18 protein-coding genes are annotated in these 17,777 nt (G+C 36.9%); 17 read left to right on the forward strand and 1 reads right to left on the reverse strand.

The features are described 5' to 3' along the window. The first annotated feature begins 314 nt into the window (after positions 1-314). From IGL30_RS04685 to IGL30_RS04730, 10 genes are all read left to right on the forward strand, one after another. Positions 315-2,210: an ABC-F family ATP-binding cassette domain-containing protein gene (locus tag IGL30_RS04685; protein WP_123874867.1), complete on the forward strand. Its 1,896-nt coding sequence runs from the start codon at positions 315-317 to the stop codon at positions 2,208-2,210. 10 nt (positions 2,211-2,220) lie between these two features. After that, positions 2,221-3,168, forward strand: coding sequence for a thymidylate synthase (locus IGL30_RS04690; protein WP_123874866.1), 948 nt, complete (start codon positions 2,221-2,223; stop codon positions 3,166-3,168). Between the two features lie 19 nt (positions 3,169-3,187). Further along, positions 3,188-3,682 (forward strand): dihydrofolate reductase, encoded by a 495-nt coding sequence (locus tag IGL30_RS04695; RefSeq protein WP_088775137.1) that lies wholly within the window; start codon positions 3,188-3,190, stop codon positions 3,680-3,682. Between the two features lie 231 nt (positions 3,683-3,913). Continuing rightward, positions 3,914-4,756 (forward strand): DegV family protein, encoded by an 843-nt coding sequence (locus tag IGL30_RS04700; protein WP_010719545.1) that lies wholly within the window; start codon positions 3,914-3,916, stop codon positions 4,754-4,756. 145 nt (positions 4,757-4,901) lie between these two features. After that, complete coding sequence (locus IGL30_RS04705; protein WP_088745530.1) at positions 4,902-5,795, forward strand: SGNH/GDSL hydrolase family protein; 894 nt, start codon at positions 4,902-4,904, stop codon at positions 5,793-5,795. Continuing rightward, positions 5,795-6,496: a YpmS family protein gene (locus tag IGL30_RS04710; RefSeq protein WP_088745529.1), complete on the forward strand. Its 702-nt coding sequence runs from the start codon at positions 5,795-5,797 to the stop codon at positions 6,494-6,496. The genes IGL30_RS04705 and IGL30_RS04710 overlap by 1 nt, the downstream gene beginning before the upstream one ends. A 29-nt stretch (positions 6,497-6,525) precedes the next feature. Next, positions 6,526-7,044, forward strand: coding sequence for a peptide-methionine (S)-S-oxide reductase MsrA (gene msrA, locus IGL30_RS04715; protein WP_123874865.1), 519 nt, complete (start codon positions 6,526-6,528; stop codon positions 7,042-7,044). After that, on the forward strand, positions 7,041-7,262 hold the full coding sequence (locus IGL30_RS04720) for a YozE family protein (protein ID WP_010719473.1): 222 nt from the start codon (positions 7,041-7,043) through the stop codon (positions 7,260-7,262). The genes msrA and IGL30_RS04720 overlap by 4 nt, the downstream gene beginning before the upstream one ends. A gap of 121 nt (positions 7,263-7,383) precedes the next feature. Then, the gene (gene lepB / locus IGL30_RS04725) at positions 7,384-7,935 is read left to right on the forward strand and encodes a signal peptidase I (protein WP_034700293.1); all 552 of its coding nucleotides are present in this window, start codon (positions 7,384-7,386) and stop codon (positions 7,933-7,935) included. 224 nt (positions 7,936-8,159) lie between these two features. Continuing rightward, positions 8,160-9,173, forward strand: coding sequence for a lipoate--protein ligase (locus tag IGL30_RS04730; protein WP_088745527.1), 1,014 nt, complete (start codon positions 8,160-8,162; stop codon positions 9,171-9,173). A 91-nt stretch (positions 9,174-9,264) separates the two neighbouring features. Here the strand turns inward: IGL30_RS04730 and IGL30_RS04735 are convergent, their stop codons facing one another. Continuing rightward, positions 9,265-9,663, reverse strand: a complete 399-nt coding sequence (locus IGL30_RS04735) for a VOC family protein (protein WP_010737374.1) — start codon at positions 9,661-9,663, stop codon at positions 9,265-9,267. Between the two features lie 343 nt (positions 9,664-10,006). On the opposite strand from IGL30_RS04735, the gene IGL30_RS04740 reads away from it, so the two are divergent. The 7 genes from IGL30_RS04740 to trmFO all read left to right on the forward strand — a co-directional run bounded on the left by IGL30_RS04740 (position 10,007) and on the right by trmFO (position 17,630). Then, positions 10,007-10,453 carry a LytTR family DNA-binding domain-containing protein gene (locus tag IGL30_RS04740; protein WP_034700296.1) on the forward strand — a complete coding sequence of 149 codons (447 nt, stop codon included), beginning with the start codon at positions 10,007-10,009 and terminating at the stop codon, positions 10,451-10,453. Continuing rightward, entirely contained in the window at positions 10,450-10,881 is a 432-nt protein-coding gene (locus IGL30_RS04745) for a hypothetical protein (RefSeq protein ID WP_123874864.1), read from the forward strand. Before IGL30_RS04740 ends, IGL30_RS04745 begins: the two co-directional genes overlap by 4 nt. Before the next feature lie 668 nt (positions 10,882-11,549). Next, positions 11,550-12,410 carry a ribosome biogenesis GTPase YlqF gene (gene ylqF / locus IGL30_RS04750; protein WP_010719467.1) on the forward strand — a complete coding sequence of 287 codons (861 nt, stop codon included), beginning with the start codon at positions 11,550-11,552 and terminating at the stop codon, positions 12,408-12,410. Continuing rightward, the gene (locus IGL30_RS04755) at positions 12,403-13,170 is read left to right on the forward strand and encodes a ribonuclease HII (RefSeq protein WP_034700297.1); all 768 of its coding nucleotides are present in this window, start codon (positions 12,403-12,405) and stop codon (positions 13,168-13,170) included. The genes ylqF and IGL30_RS04755 overlap by 8 nt, the downstream gene beginning before the upstream one ends. A gap of 61 nt (positions 13,171-13,231) precedes the next feature. Then, positions 13,232-14,089, forward strand: a complete 858-nt coding sequence (gene dprA, locus IGL30_RS04760; protein ID WP_123874863.1) for a DNA-processing protein DprA — start codon at positions 13,232-13,234, stop codon at positions 14,087-14,089. A gap of 120 nt (positions 14,090-14,209) precedes the next feature. Next, on the forward strand, positions 14,210-16,288 hold the full coding sequence (gene topA / locus IGL30_RS04765) for a type I DNA topoisomerase (RefSeq protein WP_010719464.1): 2,079 nt from the start codon (positions 14,210-14,212) through the stop codon (positions 16,286-16,288). After that, entirely contained in the window at positions 16,257-17,630 is a 1,374-nt protein-coding gene (gene trmFO / locus IGL30_RS04770; RefSeq protein WP_051092533.1) for an FADH(2)-oxidizing methylenetetrahydrofolate--tRNA-(uracil(54)-C(5))-methyltransferase TrmFO, read from the forward strand. The genes topA and trmFO overlap by 32 nt, the downstream gene beginning before the upstream one ends. The last annotated feature ends 147 nt before the right edge of the window (positions 17,631-17,777 follow it).

The raw sequence follows: 17,777 nt of genomic DNA on the forward strand, positions 1-17,777 counted from the left end.
ACATCTTTCTAATTATTTTTTATAATAGGAACGTTATAGATAGTCAAAACATAAAATTTTTTTTATTTTATAGATACAAAAAAGCACACTCCTTTGATTTTTGTTTAGGCACTTTAATCATACAAGGTTGTGTGCTTTTTGTGTACCTTAAAAAAATGAGGCAATAATCAGATTTTTTCTAACTATTATCCCACTCTAATGAAAAAATCAACACTATCTTATTTTCTCCCTTTATTTTGTCTAAGATGACAATAGAAAAATATCCGTAATTAAATTATTTTATGATACAATAACCAAGATGAGGAGGGAATGGATTGAAAGAATTAAAAGTAACTGACCTCAATAAAACGTATGGTGAAAAAGAACTATTTAACCAGATTTCTTTTTTGATCCACGAAAAAGACCGAATCGGTTTGATTGGAACTAATGGAACTGGAAAAACAAGTTTATTAAATATTTTAGCAGGTATCGACAGTGGGGATGGAGATCGACCAACAGTTTTTTATCCGAATGATTATCGAATTGGATATTTGTCACAGACAACCGAATTTTCTGATGAATTGACTGTACTTCAAGCGGTTTTTCAAGGAAATAGTCCATTAATCCGTACCGTGAGAGAATATGAGGAAGCTTTGCTTGTGTTAGCTGAGAATGGCGAGGACGAGAGCGTTCAGAGACGTTATGCCAAGGCAGAAGAACAAATGAACAAAGAAGATGCTTGGACCACAGATACAAATGCTAAGATTATCTTACAAAAATTAGGCATCAGTGAATTAGACAAAAAGATTGGCGCACTGTCAGGTGGACAAAAAAAACGTGTAAGTTTAGCACAAGTCCTAATCGATGAGCCTGATTTATTATTATTAGATGAACCCACGAACCACTTGGATTATGAAGCGATTGAATGGTTAGAAAATTACTTAAAACAGTATCGTGGATCGTTATTAATGGTCACCCATGATCGTTATTTCTTGGATCGAGTGACGAATCGCATTTTTGAACTATCATTTGGACAACTACACGAGTATCGAGGGAATTATGAAGCTTATATTTTAGAAAAAGCTGAAAGAGATCGTGTGGAAGTGGAACAAGAAGAAAAACGAAAGCGCCTGTACAAACAAGAATTAGCCTGGATGAGAGCTGGAGTTCAAGCACGCGGAACGAAGCAACAAGCACGCATCAATCGTTTTGAGGATCTTAAAGAAAACTTGTATCAAGTCAATCATGAAGCAGACCTCGAATTGAATATCGCAACGAAACGTTTAGGAAAAAAAGTATTAGAGATCAAAGATGGAACATATGCTATTGAAGGGAAATTGCTGATCAACCATTTAGATTTGTTGATTCAATCACGAGAACGTTTAGGGATCACTGGGAAAAATGGTGCCGGTAAATCAACCTTACTGAACATTTTAGCGGGACGTATTCCTTTAGATAATGGTACGTTTACGGTTGGTGAGACTGTTCGTATCGCCTACTATACACAAGAAAATGAAGAGATGAATCCCGAAAAACGCATGATTGCTTATTTGCAAGAAGCAGCTGAAGAAGCTCAAACGGCAGAAGGTATGCAAATTGGTGTGGCTGAATTATTGGAAAGATTTTTATTTCCTCGATTTATGCATGGCACATTGATCAAAAAATTATCTGGTGGCGAAAAACGTCGACTATATCTATTGAAATTGCTGATCCAACAACCTAATGTTTTACTCTTGGATGAACCAACGAATGATTTAGATATCGCCACACTGACCATTTTAGAAGATTATTTCAAGAGTTTCCCAGGTGCCGTGATTACTGTATCACATGACCGTTATTTCTTAGACAAAGTAGCAGAAAAATTATTAGTTTTTCAAGGAAATGCTAAGCAAGAATTATATTATGGGGATATGTCGAGTTATTTATTGACACAAAAAGATACAGCGCCTTTAGGTAAAGAAAAAATGAATGAACCAACGAAGCCGGCTGCTGACGGTAAAAAGGAAACAAAAAAGAAACTTTCTTATTTAGAGCAAAAAGAATGGGAAACGATCGAAGATGAAATTGCTGAATTAGAAGAACAGATTTCAGAGCTGCAAGAAGAAATGAATCATCAAGGAGATAACTTTACTCGTTTACAAGAATTACAAGCAAACGTTTCACAAGCAGAAAGCAAATTAGATGAGAAAATGGCTCGTTGGGAATACTTAAGCGAATGGGTAGAAGACTAGGAGGAAAAAAATGGAGCAAGCATATCTTGATTTAGGCAGGAAACTACTAGAAGAAGGACATGAAAAAGGCGACCGAACAGGTACCGGTACACGCAGCATTTTTGGCTATCAAATGCGTTTCGACCTACAAAAAGGATTTCCATTATTAACAACGAAACGGGTTCCTTTTGGGTTGATTAAGAGTGAATTGTTATGGTTTTTAAAAGGGGATACGAATATCCGTTATCTTTTACAAAATAACAATCATATCTGGGATGAATGGGCATTTGAACGATATATCAAAAGTGATGAATACCATGGGCCAGATATGACTGATTTTGGCCATCGAAGCATCTCTGATCCTGAGTTTAATAAACAATATCAAAAACAAAGTCAGCTATTTTGTGAAAGAATTTTAACTGATGACGCATTTGCTGAAAAATATGGCGATTTAGGTCACATCTATGGGTACCAGTGGCGCCATTGGGAAACGAAAGATGGTGGGTTTATCGATCAAATCAAGGAAGTGGTTGAAGCAATCAAAAAAACACCTGATTCAAGACGTTTGATCGTGTCTGCTTGGAATCCAGAAGATGTTCCTAGTATGGCGTTACCGCCTTGCCACACGATGTTTCAATTTTATGTTCATGATGGTCGTTTAAGTTGTCAATTGTATCAACGGAGTGGTGATGTATTTCTAGGTGTGCCTTTCAATATTGCCAGTTATGCTTTGTTAACCCATCTGATTGCGCATGAAACTGGATTAGAAGTTGGTGAATTTATCCATACTTTAGGTGATGCTCATCTCTATTCAAATCATGTGGAACAAATGAAAGAACAACTTTCAAGAGAAATGCGTGCGTTTCCTAAATTAGTTTTAAATACAGAAAAAAAATCTGTGTTTGATTTTGAAATGGATGATATCAAGGTTGAAGGCTATGAACCTCATCCAGCAATCAAAGCGCCAATCGCAGTATGAACACAGAAAGGATGATGAAATGTTAGCTGCTATCTGGGCACAAGATGAAAATGGGTTGATCGGTAAAGAAGACCAACTGCCTTGGCGATTACCCAATGATCTGAAGTTTTTTAAACAAATGACTGAAGCAAACACTTTAGTTATGGGAAGAAAAACATTTGAAGGTATGGGAAGTCGTCCGTTGCCTAACCGTCAAACAATCGTGATGACAAGAGATCGTGATTACCAAGCTGACAATGTCATGGTTATGCACGAGATTGAAGAAGTATTGGATTACGCAAAGGAAAACGATGGCATTTTGTTCGTTGCGGGAGGATCAGCTATTTATAAAGAATTTCTTCCTTTTTGTTCGGTGCTGTATCGTACAGTCATCCATCATTCTTTTATAGGGGATGCTTATTTTCCAGAAGTTGATTGGGATCAATGGTCATTAATCAATATCAGCCAAGGGGAGATGGACGAAAAAAATCCATATGCCCATCAATTTGAAACATATCAACGAAAAAGAAAATAAATAACCGATGAAAAAAGGTATTTCCTGAAAGCTTGTTTAGCACATTTTGGGAAATATCTTTTTTAATAAAATTGAAATGATCAATACCACATCTTTGGATGAAAACGGAATCGTTCGTAGAGGTATTTAATGAAAAAACGTCTGTTGTCTGTTATACTTAAAAAAGAAATTGCCTTTATTAGTACTTGTTGTAAACCAAAAGGCATCTTGTTAAAGGAAGAGTGAGATAGTATGACAAATGTAAAAATCGTAACAGATTCTTCTTGTACAATGGAAAAAAGTGTGCGAGATAACTTAAATATCCAGGTGATGCCGCTAGCTATCATGATCGATGGCGTGGTCTATCCTGATGACGATCAATTAGGTGGAGAAAAATTCATGGATATGATGGCTCAAGCTAAATCATTACCAAAAACGAGTCAACCGCCAATCGGTGAATTTATTTCAACCTATGATCAACTTGGCGAAGATGGCAGTGAAGTTATCTCGATCCATATGACTAAAGGATTGAGTGGAACGGTTGAAGCGGCCCGTCAGGCAAGCAATCTGACTAAAACGAAAGTGACTGTCATCGATAGTGATACAACCGATCAGGGGCTGTCCTTCCAAGTAATCCGCGCTGCTGAACTTGCACAAGCAGGAAAAAGTGCTGATGAGATTCTTGAAGAAATCAAAAAAGTACAAGAAAATACAAAATTATATATTGGGATCTCTACATTAGATAACTTAGTCAAAGGTGGGCGCATTAGCCGAGCGACTGGTTTATTGTCAAGTGTATTGAACATACGTGCTGTGATGAATTTCACTCATGGAGAGTTGATCCCAGTTGCTAAGGGTCGAGGAAAGAAAACCTTTGACAAATGGTTCAATAATTTGAAGAAAGAATTAAAAGAACTACCAAATGTTCGTCAAATTGGGATCTCTCATGCAGATGCTCAAGAGCTTGCTCAAGAATTTAAAGAAGGACTACAAGAATTATTTCCTGATATGACGATTCCTGTTCTACACACGAATCCAGTTATTGCAACACATACGGGGAAAAACGCCTTTGCAATCATGTATTACGTTGACTAAATCAAGAGGATAAATCATTGGTCAGTTAGCCATTGATTTTATCCTTTTTTTCTTTATAATAATTCTTATTTTTTTCAGAAACACTACCTTTTTATTTTAATTTTTGATAACATAAGAAACAATCGAATAATATGAGGTGAATGATATGAAATTAACAAAACGACAACTATTGCTCGTTTTGTTCCCATTACTTATCGCTATATTTGTATATTTAGGACTATCTTTATCGATTCCAAAAGCTAAACCGCTATTAAAACCAGCAGCGACAGTTAGTCAAAAGACGGATCAAAAAGAAAAAATCCATTATGTAGCTATCGGCGATTCGTTAACTGAAGGAATAGGAGATCAAACGAAACAAGGTGGTTTTGTTCCATTAGTAGCCAACGATTTAAAAGATCGCTATGATCTGACTGCTGTTGAAATTGAAAACTATGGGGTAAACGGTGAACGGAGCGATCAAATTTTAAAACGGCTCAAGAAAAATTCAGAGATTCAAACAAACATTAAATCAGCTGACTTTATTACTTTGACAGTGGGCGGAAATGACTTAATGAAAGTGATTCAAAACGATCTATTTGGGATTAGTATCCAATCATTTAAGCGACCATTACAAAAGTATCAGAAAAATGTTGAACAACTGATAGAAGAAATTAGGAAGTTAAATGGTCACGCACCGGTTTACATCTTAGGTATTTATAATCCATTTTATTTGAACTTCCCTGAGATTAAAGACATGCAGACGATTGTGAACAACTGGAATGCTGGGACTGAGTCTGTTGTCAAAAATGCGGACAACTGCTATTTTATCCCAATCAATGAGTTACTATATCAAGGGTTAAACCAAAAAGTTGGCGTAACTGAAGAAGGAACGAATCAGTCAAGTACTAGCGAAAGTACGTCAAATAGCAAAAATAATGTATTGTATGAAGAAGATCATTTTCATCCTAATAACTTAGGCTATCAATTGATGGCAAATGCTGTACGAGATGAATTAATTGAAACGCAAGACCAATGGTTGCCAAGGGAGGATCAGAAATAATGGAAAAACGCTCAAAAAAGGTTTCGACAGAAACGAATACTGAAATTCAAAAGAAAAATTATTGGAAATGGGCTTTTTTGATCCTTTTAGGAGTTGTTTTTGGATCAAGCATCTTTTTAGGTACTCGGATTTTTGCGAATCGAGAACCGGATTTTGCTAAGGTGCCAGCGATCACCCAAAGACAAGGAGATCCAGTCTTGACCATCAACACCAATAAAGAAAAGGTCAATCAAATGATCAGTTTTTTCTTGACAGATTATCAAAAAGACCAAGGTATTCAATATAAATTTTATCTTGAAAATGAAGCGATGTTGAATGGTACGTTTGAAGTATTAGGATTTCCAATCAACTTTTATCTGTACTTTGATCCATATGTGATGGAAAATGGAAATGTCCAATTAAAAGCGAAAAGTCTTTCGATCGGCACATTGAGTCTACCGATCAAAGATATCATGAATATGATCAAGCGAAATTATAAGTTGCCTGATTGGATTGAAATCAATACGGATGATTTGACGATCATGCTACGTTTAGATCGCTTCCGTATGCAAAATGGTATGTACATCAAAGCAGATAAAATTGATTTAGTGAATGATGACATTCGTTTTAGTCTATATCTACCTAAAGAAACTGGTGAAAAGACAACGAGCAATAAAACGACAAAGAATACTGATACCACCGACACGAGTGTAACGAAGTAAACAGTGGGTCATTGATGGGAGAGAGAAGGATGGAAAGAGCAATTTTTGCTGGAGGATGCTTTTGGTGTATGATTCAGCCCTTTGATACGCTACCAGGGATTCATACGATCATGTCTGGCTATACAGGTGGACATGTGCCATTTCCAACCTATGAACAAGTCAAATCTAAAACGACTGGTCATACAGAAGCGGTAGAGATCATCTATGATCCAGAGAAAATATCATATCAAGAATTAGTGGAAATTTATTGGCAGCAAACCGATCCAACGGATGCATTTGGACAATTTGAAGATCGTGGCGAGAATTATCGGCCGGTTATTTACTTTACGACAAATGAACAGAAGAGAATCGCGGAAGAAAGTAAAAATCGATTAGCGGCTAGTGGTCGGTTTACAAAACCGATCGTGACCACGATTGAAAAAGCACAACCATTTTATTTGGCTGAGCCAGAACATCAAGATTATTATAAAAAAAATCCTGAAAATTTTGAGCGAAACCATGCAAGAAGAGCGGCTTTCGTCAAAGAAAACTGGGAGGAAAGAATGTGAATCAAAGCTTCTATCATTATTTAATGACTCTTCGTGGCGGTAAACAAGCAGATCAACAGTCTGTTTTCGCCACAGAAGCAGGAAAAGATATCCAGTTTCCTAAACATAGTACGAGTTATGAAGAAATTTCCGATTATCTAGAATTGAATGTGGATTATTTGTCATCTATGGATATATTTGATGAGGTGTGGGAAAAATATTTAGAAAACAGCCATTGATTCTGCGTTTGTTTTCTTCATTTTTTAGAAAAGATCAAAAAGGAAACATCTAGTCGCATTTTTTGTTTTTTTTTTCTATAATAGAGAAAGAACGATAACCTTGAGAGTGGAATGATGGATATTGACAAAAAAACAACGCTATATCGACCGTTTTTGGCTTATAATCAAATATGTACTTTGCTCCATCTTGATCGCTTTTATTTTAAGAGGATTTCTTCTTATTCCAGTGCCAGTGGAAGGTAATTCGATGGAAAACGTCTTGAAACAAGGTGACATGGTTGTAATGGAAAAATTTTCTGAAATCAGACGGTTTGACGTAGTTGTTTTTCAATTGGCTGATGGAACGATTTATATCAAACGAGTGATCGGGTTGCCAGGAGAGACAATTAGCTATGAGAATGATCAGCTGAAAGTGAATGGAAAAGTGGTCGAAGAACCTTTTCTAACGAAAAATAGAAAGTCAGATCATGAAAGTAGTCCTTATACAACGGACTTTACTCTGGAAGAATTAACGAATAAGACAAAGCTGCCAGCCGACAGTTACTTTGTTTTAGGGGACAATCGACGTGTTTCGAAAGACAGTCGCTCCTTTGGAATGATTACAGGAAGCGAAATATTGGGTAAGGCTCGCTTTGTTTACTATCCTTTGAACGAGATAAAATGGATTGGGTAAAGAAAAGAGATCATTCAGGATGATTTCAAGACGCTAATGCCACCGCTAATTTGTTTTAGAGTGAAGAGGGAAGCGACCTCCAAAAGTTAGATTTTCTGTTTTAACTTTTGGAGGTCGCTTTTTTACTTGATTAAAATAGTACAATTAAGATATAAAATGAACTAATTTCTTGCCATTTTATGTTCTAAAAGAGATGATAGGAGAAAAAGTAAGAAGGGATAAAAGTGCGTTATCATATCATGGAAAGTTTAGATATTCGGAAAAATCTAGCAACAGAGGAATATCTTATGAACAGTTTTGACAGTGATGAACCTTTATTTTTACTATATATTCAAAAACCTTGTGTGATTATTGGACGAAACCAAAATAGTTATGAAGAAATCGATCTCAAGTATTTAAGGGAAAAAAACGTGACACTCACTCGGCGAACCTCAGGTGGAGGTGCTGTATATGATGACTTAGGAAATCTAAGCTTTAGCTTTGTGACCAGCAAAAATGCAATGAAATTTGGTGAATATGAATCCATTACCTCGCCTATTATCACAGCATTAAGAAAAATGGGCGCAACCAAAGCAGAAGTTGGTGGACGTAATGATATGTATATCGAAGGAATGAAATTTTCTGGTAATGCCATGTATACGAAAAAAAATCGGTTATACTCACATGGTACATTAATGTATGATGTTGATTTGTCCGTTCTTGATAAAATTTTGACGGTTTCCAAAGAGAAAATTGAGTCTAAAGCAACGAAATCAGTAAAAAAAAGTGTGACGAATCTGAAACCATTTTTAAAAGAAAAATATCAATTTGAAAAAACCGCTGACTTTAGAGATGCACTGATTTGTGAAGTCTATCAGGTCGATGATCTGCAAGAAATTGAAGATAAAAGGGTAGATTTGACGAAGAAAGATGAACAAAACATTGAACAAATCGTCCAGAATCGTTATGCTAATGATGATTGGGTCTATGGTGAAACACCAAGGTTTTCGGTGAAACGCAGAATCAGGCTCCCCAAAGTTGGAATTGTGGACGTCCGTTTGTCGACACTGCATGGGAGAATCAATGAGATTCGTTTTTATGGTGATTTTTTTGGACAAAAAGATGTAAGTATTCTTGAACAACAATTACTTGGTCAAAAATTTATTTATGAAGAAATAAAAAACGCATTAAATGATATGACTGTTTCAGATTATATCTTTCATTTTAATAACGAAGATCTACTAGCACTACTATTTTAGTCAAACAAGCCAAAATAAGTGCATAGGAGACCAAGATAATTTATCTAAAAAAGCCTTCCATCTGTTTTTCTAATGGAGGGCTTTAAAAAATTTACATTTTCATCCAGACAGGCTCTAATGTATTTCCATCTAAATCTTGGACTTCAAGTGAAAACATTTCTTCTTCAGACATGCCCATATCGACTTCATGATAGCTTCCGCCATTTTCTTTCGCCGTATTCGCAAACTTTTTAACTTCATCCGCATTTGCTACGCTAAAAGAAATCAAGGCGCCACTTGTTTTTTTATTATCTGCGATTTCTTTGTCTTTTAAGAATTTTTTGTAAAAACCGTGAGAGAGTAACATGATCCAAAATGTGTCGTCCCAAACCACAGCGCTTGCTTCGTCAGTTGAAAATTCTTCATTTTTCTTAAAGCCCAATTTTTCATAAAAAGCAACAGACTTGTCTACATCTTCAACGGGGAAATTAACAAAAACCATACTGTTCATTTGTACCTCTCCTTTCTTTTATCCTATCATCTATTAAAATGTAAACGTTGTCAAAAGATGCGTGCTGAAAGAATTCTTCTTTACAGTTTTATAAACGTTCATTGAATATATTTATCGGCAGAATACTAGAAAAAACGATTAAACCCAATCGAATGTCGTTCATCATTAAAGACAGGAACATTCTTCATTTGAAGAAGCAGGGTACACCTGAATAGGGAGGAAGTATTGAAGTGTTTCCTATCTCTTGCAATCTTCTTGCGAAAAAGTGCAACCTCATGGAAAGGAATTGAATATGGTATGCGTACGGCTTAAACTGAGAGTATCAAAGCAAGGAGGAGAAAATTTGAGAATAAAATTTGGAATTGATAATCACATTGCACAGGATACAGTGAAGGTAACTACCCATTCTTCTTGCGAAAAAACGTGGGGGAGAATAAAAGAAGCTATTCTGACTACGGAGCAAACAATCGTAGTAATTGATGCAAAAACAAATAAGAAAGTTTCCAGGCTATTAAGTGATGTCTCCTCAATCGAGTCAAAAGAACAGATGTGTCATGTCGTTTTTACATCAAATGAGAGGTATCTATTAGCTGTACGGTTAAAAATAGTTGAGAAGCAATTTACAAGTTACGGATTTGTGCGGATCAACATTAGTACGCTGGTTAATCGATCTTTTATTAAAGCTTTTCGTTCTACGGATAATGCACGGGTTGAAATTGAAATGAAAAATGGTTCTAAATTTATTGTGAATCGTCACTATGTAAAAAAATTTAAGGAGATGTGGGTATGAGTAAACAGATAAAACATAATTTTTTTCAAACGTTCTCGTTAAGCAGCATCTGGTTGATATTTATAATAACAAGCTTCTTTGCGAAAGGACAGATGATCCATGTTTATTTTCTTTGGCACGTAATGGGTGTTAGTCTAGTTTGTGCATTAGTCTTTGGTGTGATGTATGATGTGCTTTGGAATCATCTTACGCTGAAACCAGTCAGTAATATTTTGATTGCGACTGTTGGAAATACAGTTGCGGGTTTAGCGATTTTCAATTTGCTTTCATTCGAACTGCCTTTGGCAATTTCACCAATTAATCTTTTGGCAATTTATCTTATTTTAAATTTGATCTTACACACCATTGCTTTTTATCTATACGCAAAAAATGAGAGCAAAAAGCAAGCAAGAGCGTTAAATAAAAAAATAAATAACTCAATCGATTAAACCTTAGAAAGCAAGTTGGAAGTTTTCCACTCATTTTTAACTGAAAAAGGATAATCGATAGTTGATGATTCCAAAACTCAGAATCGATAATAAAGTGAAAAAATATCTCAAATTATATTGAGTAATGGATCACGAAGAAGTCTTAAAGGATGTGTTATCTCACCAATTTGTAGCATGGAGGAATCAAGAACCCAGAGAACGGAAAATGCCAAAATGAGAGTGCGATTAGTAGGGAAATATGATAAAATACGGAACAGGCGCCTTTTTGTTATTTATAATGATGTATTTTCTTTTTATTAATAGTAATAAAAGTACAAAACATGTTTGATAAAGAAAAATACCCTAAGGCGTTGAGATTTAGTATCATGATAGAAGGATTATTCTGCCGAACCACTGATGAATAAAAAGCGGTATCCACTTTAAAAAATTGTAAAGTCAGGATAAATGCATAAAAATAATCGCTGATCTTAGGTTCATGGTAGTATGGATAGTTGCAGAGCTGCTTTTGAAAGAGTCTACCCAATAATTGCTTTGAATAATATAAGGAAAATGAGCCTAATCAACTTACTTGATGGTAGTAGACTTGTATGCATAGATTTACTAAGGTTAAATATGATAATGTAAGAATAAGGTTTGAAATCCTTATATGAAAGGAATGAATTTATTCTATGACGATCCAATGGTTCCCAGGGCACATGGCAAAAGCCCGTCGTGAAGTTTCTGAGAAAATGAAATATGTCGATATCGTCTTTGAATTAGTCGATGCACGATTACCTTTGTCTTCACGTAATCCAATGCTTGATCAGATCATCCAACAAAAGCCAAGGTTGGTATTATTAAATAAAGCTGATCTAGCAGACCCCCAACAAACGAAGTTATGGCAAACGTATTTTCAACAACAAGGTCATCAAGCATTAGCGATTACCGCTCAAGAGAGTAAAGGGATCAAAGCGTTGATTCCAGCAGCCAAAGAAGCACTGAAAGAAAAAAGAGCACGTGATGCCGCTCGAGGGATCAAACCACGAGCAATCAGAGCCATGGTTTTAGGTATTCCAAATGTCGGGAAGTCAACATTGATGAACCGCTTAGTTGGAAAAAAAATTGCTCAAACAGGTAATAAACCTGGTGTGACAAAAGGACAACAATGGTTGCGCCTAGGTAGCGAATTAGAGTTATTAGATACGCCAGGAATCTTATGGCCTAAATTTGAAGATGAAGAGATCGGTAAAAAACTAGCACTAACCGGAGCCATTAAAGACCAGTTAGTTCATTTAGATGATCTCGCTATCTATGGCTTAGATTTTTTCGCTCGTTACTATCCAGGAAGAATTGCGGAGCGCTATCAGTTACCAGAAGAAGCAGAACAACAATTAGCACCTGAATTATTGATGACGATTACTGCAAAGCGTGGCTATAAAGATGATTATGATCGTGGTAGTGAAGTGGTAGTCTTCGATATCCGTCAAGGAAAACTTGGGCGCTACACGTTAGATCGATGTGAAGAAATGGGGAAAACAAGCGATGAGTGAATCGATCCAAAGTATCAAGGAACGATTAAAAACAGTGACGTCGTTAACTGATCCCTTCATTGCCGAACTAAAGCAAGATCAGCGAAAAGGGGTACAACAAGCGCTTCTATCCTTTGAGAAACAAGTAAAAAAAACGGCATTGATCCAAGAAAAATATTTGGAAATGTCATTATTTGAGAAGCAGGCATATGAACAAGGATATGAATGGATTGCGGGGATTGATGAAGTAGGGCGTGGACCTTTAGCAGGGCCAGTAGTAGCGGCCGCTGTCATCCTACCTAAAGACGAACCGATCCTTGGATTAAATGACTCGAAACAATTATCAGAAAAAAAACGAGAACTGCTTTATGACCAAATCCAACAAAAAGCACTTGCTATCGGTATCGGCATCATTGATGAAAAAAAGATTGATGAGGTCAATATTTATGAGGCAAGCAAACTAGCAATGATCCAAGCTGTAGAAAAGCTGGCGATACGTCCAAATTATCTCTTAATTGATGCCATGACACTGGATTTGCCAATCCAGCAAGAAAAATTGATCAAGGGAGATGCTCGTTCAGTTTCTATTGCGGCAGCAAGTATCATTGCAAAAGTTTATCGTGATGATTTAATGAAAAAATATGATGAACTATATCCAGGTTATGGTTTTGGCCATAATGCTGGTTATGGAACGAAAGAACATCTACAAGGCTTAGCAACACAAGGAATTACCCCTATTCATCGACGCTCTTTTGCACCGATAAAAAATTATTTATCTTAAGATGTTTGACCGTCTCTTGCGTATTTTATTTAAAAGTAACTTCGAGAGGCGGTTTTCGTTCATGGATCAGATTGAAGGATTTTTACTTAAATTAGCTTATGCGAAAGGAATTAGCAGTCAAGGAAAATGGGCGGTTGTCCAGGCTTTATTGGAAACTCAAACATGCGAGTTGTCTTCTTATGAAATCATTGAAATCGAAAAAATTGTTCGTCATCGAGAAAAATTTCAAGAAAGTTGGCGGCAAATCAATCAAAATTTTGCGAAGTTTAAAACAGCTCAGTCATTCATTACTTGTCTTGACCCGTGCTATCCCCCGCAACTTTTTCATCTTGCGACACCACCGATTCTTTTATTTTATTCTGGTGATCTTTCTCTACTAAAACAAAAGATGCTCAGTGTGGTTGGGGGCAGGAAAACCTCGGTCTTGGCAAAAAAAGTTGTACATGAACTTTTAACTCCGGTCATAGATGCTAACTATGTCATCGTTAGTGGCTGTGCCAAAGGAATCGATACATACGCACATTTGGCTGCGATTAAAAATACTGGAAAGACGATTGCGGTAATCGGTACAGGAATTAAAAAAGCCTACCCAAAGGAAAACCAATTTCTTCAAGCAGAAATTGGAAAGAATCATCTTTTACTTAGTGAATATCCCCCATACGAAGGACCAAAACAATACCGCTTTCCCATGAGAAATCGAATCATTGCTGCTTTGTCACAAGGCACTTGTGTCATTGAAGCAAAGCAAAAGAGTGGTTCTTTGATAACAGCACAACAAGCGTTAGAAATCGGTCGAACTGTTTTTTCTGTACCTGGAAATATTTTGACACAATACTCAACTGGCTCCCATCAACTAATTCAAGATGGTGCTGTTTGTGTGATTTCTGGTGAAGATTTATTGTTCGAGTTGAAAGAATAACAGGAACTTCTCATTTGATTTTCTTGACAAACGTTTTCTGAATGGATATGATAAGCTACGATTTGTATGAGTCCGCTTAATATAGTAGGAACATGTCAATGGAAAGGAGTCCATTCAGTAATGGCATATAAATATTTAGTGATTGTGGAATCACCTGCAAAGGCCAAAACCATTGAAAAATATCTTGGTCGTAATTATAAAGTAATGGCCAGTGTCGGTCATATACGTGATTTACCTAAAAGTAAAATGGGAATTGATGTCGAAAACAACTATGAACCCCATTATATTTCAATTCGCGGAAAAGGCGATGTGATCAAAAGTTTAAAATCAGCAGCAAAAAAAGCGCAAAAAGTTTATCTTGCAAGTGACCCGGATAGAGAAGGGGAAGCAATTGCTTGGCATTTAGCCTATTTACTAGGTTTAGATTTATCAGAAAAAAATCGTGTGGTTTTTAACGAAATTACTAAGGAAGCGGTAAAAGCAGCTTTCAAGGAACCAAGAACGATCGACGTGGATTTAGTGGATGCCCAACAAGCAAGACGGGCGTTAGACCGCTTGGTGGGCTACTCCATCAGTCCAATCCTATGGCGCAAAGTCAAAAAAGGATTAAGTGCTGGAAGAGTACAGTCTATTGCATTAAAAATTATCATTGATCGTGAAAAAGAAATCCGTGATTTCATTCCAGAAGAATACTGGAGCATTGACGGTAATTTCAAAAAAACACGTAAAAAATTTAAAGCAAACTTTTGGGGAATTGATGGCAAGAAAAAGAAATTGCCTGATGCCCAATCTGTAAAAGAAGTTACTGATCGTATTGATGGACCAGATTTCACCGTTCAAAAAGTTGAAAAGAAAGAACGGAAACGAAATCCAGCAAACCCATTTACTACGAGTAGCCTACAACAAGAAGCTGCTAGAAAATTGAATTTTAGAACACGGAAAACGATGATGGTTGCGCAACAATTATATGAAGGAATCTCCTTAGGTAAGCAAGGGACTGTAGGTTTGATCACATATATGCGTACCGATTCAACACGGATCGCTGAGACTGCGAAAGCAGAAGCGGCTACCTTCATCGAAGAAACTTACGGGAAAGAATTTTCAAGTCATGCACAACGTAAAATTAAAAATGCGCAAGGTGCGCAAGACGCCCATGAAGCAGTTCGCCCGACAAGTGTCCTACGTACTCCTGAGGAAATCAAACAATATTTAGACAAGGACCAATTAAAACTCTACACCCTTATTTGGTCACGATTTGTTGCTAGTCAAATGACACCAGCGATATTAGATACCATGAAAGTTACCTTAGAACAAAATGGCGTACTTTTTATTGCGAATGGCTCTAAAGTTAAATTTAAAGGGTTCATGCAAGTCTATGTTGAAGGCAGAGATGATGGGAAAGAAGATAAAGAAAATATCTTACCAGAACTAGCACAAGGGGACATTGTTCAATCAGTGGACATTGAACCGAAGCAACATTTTACGCAACCGCCAGCAAGATTCAGTGAAGCAACTTTAATCCGTGCTTTGGAAGAAAATGGTGTGGGACGTCCTTCCACTTATGCGCCAACGCTGGATACGATCCAACGACGCTACTATGTCAAATTGACACAAAAACGCTTCGAACCAACTGAATTGGGTGAAATCGTCAATTCTTTGATTTGTGATTTCTTCCCCCAAATCGTCGATATCCATTTTACCGCTGAAATGGAAGGTGATTTGGATAAAATTGAAGAAGGAAAAGAAGCATGGATCGAAGTGGTGGATCGTTTCTACAAACCATTTGAAAAAGAATTGACCAATGCAGAAGAAAAAATCGAAAAAATTCAAATCAAAGATGAACCGGCTGGATTTGACTGTGATATTTGTGGGCATCCGATGGTTATAAAATTAGGAAAGTATGGTAAATTTTATGCATGTAGTAATTTTCCTGATTGTCGAAATACGAAACCAATCGTTAAAGAGATCGGTGTGACTTGTCCAGTTTGTCATGAGGGTCAGGTGATTGAACGTAAGTCTAAGAAAAACCGAATCTTTTACGGGTGTTCACGTTTTCCAGACTGTGACTTTACTTCTTGGGACAAACCAGTAGGTCGAAATTGTCCGAAATGTGACCAGTATTTAGTTGAAAAGAAAGTCAAAGGCGGAAAACAAGTCGTATGTATCAATGGCGACTATGAAGAAGACATTCAAAAATAAAATGAGAAGAGGTCTTTATTTGAAAACTGTTAATGTAATAGGTGCAGGATTAGCTGGAAGTGAAGCAGCTTGGCAAGTCGCTCAAGCAGGTGTTCCTGTTCGTTTATACGAGATGCGCCCAGTGAAATCAACAGAAGCACACCATACAAGTAATTTTGCAGAGTTAGTCTGTTCCAACTCCTTGAGAGGGAATAGTTTAGCAAATGCAGTAGGTTTATTAAAAGAAGAAATGCGACGGTTAAATTCAGTCGTGATCACTTCAGCTGATGAAACAGCTGTTCCAGCTGGCGGAGCCTTAGCAGTGGATCGGGATTCTTTTTCTGAGACGATCACACGTAAAGTCAAAGAACACCCGCTAGTAACAGTCATCAATGAAGAAATCACTGAAATTCCAGAAGGGATCACGATCATTGCTACTGGTCCCTTAACCTCTCACCCGTTAGCTGAAAGTATTAAAGCATTCAATGGTTCTGACGGATTCTATTTTTATGATGCAGCAGCACCGATCGTAGACAAAGCAACGATCGATATGGATAAAGTCTATTTAAAATCACGCTATGATAAAGGGGAAGCAGCTTATCTAAACTGTCCAATGACTGAAGAAGAGTTTAAAGCATTCCACGAAGCTTTAACAACAGCTGAAGTAGCTGAACTTAAATCATTTGAAAAAGAAAAATACTTTGAAGGCTGTATGCCGATCGAAGTGATGGCTCAGCGTGGCTTTAAAACAATGCTGTTTGGTCCAATGAAACCAGTTGGATTAGAAGATCCAAAAACCGGTAAACGCCCTTATGCGGTGATCCAGTTACGTCAGGACAATGCCGCTGCCTCATTGTATAACATCGTTGGTTTCCAAACGCACTTAAAATGGGGAGAACAAAAACGGGTTTTCCGTATGATCCCAGGTTTAGAAAACGCAGAATTTGTCCGTTATGGTGTGATGCACCGCAACAGTTTTATGAATTCACCAGAATTATTGAAACCAACTTATCAATCAACGAAGCGTGAAGACTTGTTCTTTGCAGGACAAATGACTGGTGTGGAAGGTTATGTTGAAAGTGCAGCTAGTGGTTTGCTTGCAGGGATCAATGCTGCTCGTTTAGCTAAAGAAAGTGAGCCGATTGAGTTTCCACGAGAAACAGCGATTGGGAGTATGGCGTATTATATTACACATGCTGAAGGAAAACATTTCCAACCAATGAATGCGAATTATGGTTTGTTCCCTGAATTACCAGAGCGCATTCGTGACAAAAAAACACGTTATGAAGCGATTGCTCAAAGAGCACTTCAGGCAAATGAACAAATAAAAAAAGAATTAATTGATGAAGTAACAGCTCAGTAACATGAAGTGAGCCCGGGACAAAGGTGTTCCGGGCTCTTTACTAGGCATAAAATAAATATACAACACATCTTTTATTTGCAGTGTTCCAAAAAAAATTTTTTCTTTTGGTAAAAAATGAGTAAATATCAGATTAAAAAAAGGTCGTAA

The organism is Enterococcus sp. DIV1089c (assembly GCF_050530965.1).
GTDB classification, from domain to species: Bacteria; Bacillota; Bacilli; order Lactobacillales; family Enterococcaceae; genus Enterococcus_B; species Enterococcus_B hirae.